This window comes from Paenibacillus sp. GCM10027626, assembly GCF_042676285.1.
GTDB lineage: Bacteria > Bacillota > Bacilli > Paenibacillales > Paenibacillaceae > Paenibacillus_Z.
In genome coordinates this window covers 1-1,847 of sequence record NZ_JBHTHC010000056.1, presented here as the reverse complement: position 1 = coordinate 1,847, position 1,847 = coordinate 1, and the positions used below count along the sequence as shown (strand labels likewise).

Here is a 1,847-nt window from a genome sequence, read left to right as displayed (position 1 = left end):
AAATAGCCTCTCGGAATTAAAGGGTAGCTGAAGGGGTGAAAACCGAGAGCAAAGACAGTTGTAGCTGGAAAACGTGGAAAATGAAAACCAGTTTCAAAAAAGGGCAGACTGCACCAATTTTTAAATGGCGGTTTTTAAAAAATCAGGCTCTTGAAGGGCAAATGGTCGACTTCAATTTGTCCCATTCGTCTTTCTGACTCACGTACCAGGCATCCATGTGCTGGCAGATCATAATGCCGTAGATGCGCATGTACCACATCATGGTTGAGCGATGTCGGCCAGATTCAAGATTGTAGTCGACCTTCTCCCGCTTGTTGGAACGTTCAATGGACGCGCGGCGTTTGTAAATCAACTTCCATTTCTCTGACCCGCGAGCAGTTTTGGGAAACAGGCGAAGATTATCGCTGCTATGCGTATGGTACGTCCGCCCGTATTTGGCGTCTGAGCACCCGCAGGATGGGGAACATCTCCACTTGTGGCGATTCTGGGATTTATCAAAACCGTTCGGCTTCATTTCATTGCCCTTTGGACAGATCGGGATCCCCGTCGGAGAGATTTGAATGTCGCTTTCCGTTGCCATATTCTTCTTGCTGCGGTTGTTCAGGTCGATGAAAGGCTCGATCTTTTGGTGATCGAGCAGCAGATAAATGGCTTCGGCATCATGAGCAGCATCAAGAAGCATTTTATCTACCGTGCCCAAGGTGAAACGTTGCTTGAATTCAACGGTACTCATGACCAGACTGACAGCGTCATGCCGCGAGGCCGGCTGCAGTCTTGGATACAGAGGCAAATCGTGTTTACTGTCCGCCGCAGAGATCATGTACAGGTGGTACCCGTTGAAGTGCTTTTCTCTGGCGCTGTCCCAGCCCGAGTCGCAGTCGGGCTGGGAGTAAAGACGAGGATGGTTGCAATCGGCTATACCACGGGCACGACAATCGCAAGTCGGTTTGCTTCGGGGATAGGCGGAAGTAACGACCGGTGTGCCATCACCGGCCGCGCTAAGCGCCGAAAGATCCCCGAGCAAACCCAGATTTGCCGACACTTCAAGAATCTGGGATTGGAAAAAGTCGAACAACCGGTCACCAGGTAAAGCTGTTTTTTTATCCGTATGACGCATCATCCACGCGACCAAACGCTTCACTCTGCCTGTTGTGGTGGTGGGCGCTTTTTCGCCCTTCTTGCCTTTCTTGGTCTTGCCCTTTCGTTTCCGTTGTTTCTTGGGTTTGAGATGTTTGTCTACAGCAGGCCAGAGGCGCTCGAAAAAGTCGTAGAACGTTCCGACACCGGGAAGATCGTCAAAGTCAAAGCCGCTCAAAATGGCATAGATGGGGGTTCGTTTCATCTCGTTAATCCATTCCGTGAGTCCCATTGTCGGGTTGGTCATCAGAAGAGTGAGGTAGGAACGTAGTAAAGATACGGGATCCCGCGGCTTAGGTCCTCGATCGGAATAGCTATCATAAAGCAAGGTCGTGATAGCGGAAAGATCCGTCATCCAGAGTTTCGCAACAAGCGGCCAATCCTTGTTGATGAGAACAACGCCGGGACCGTACGAGTTATGGAGTTGCTGGAGAACAAAGGCTTGATAGTTTGAATGAGGAATGAAAGTGGGCTTCAAAAGAATCACTCCAATCGTGAGTAGTAAGGGACGTACCCCTTCTCGCGATTTTGGAGAAATTCAAAAAAAGTCAAGGCTTTTTTAGAAAAAACACTAAAAAATTCTATAATATTTCCCATTATGAAATATGGAATGAATTGAAAAATCCCCCTACCCAAGTAGGAGGAAAACAAATTTGATGGTATGAGGAAACCCTTGTCCCATCTGCCTCGGCGAATGCCGAGAGGCTATT

General features: G+C 48.7%; 1 protein-coding gene. It reads right to left on the bottom strand.

Annotation, left to right across the window (positions count from 1 at the left end):
* Positions 1–142: 142 nt before the first annotated feature.
* Positions 143–1,624, bottom strand: a complete 1,482-nt coding sequence (locus ACFQ0N_RS38160) for a transposase (protein ID WP_379335722.1) — start codon at positions 1,622–1,624, stop codon at positions 143–145.
* Between the last annotated feature and the right edge of the window lie 223 nt (positions 1,625–1,847).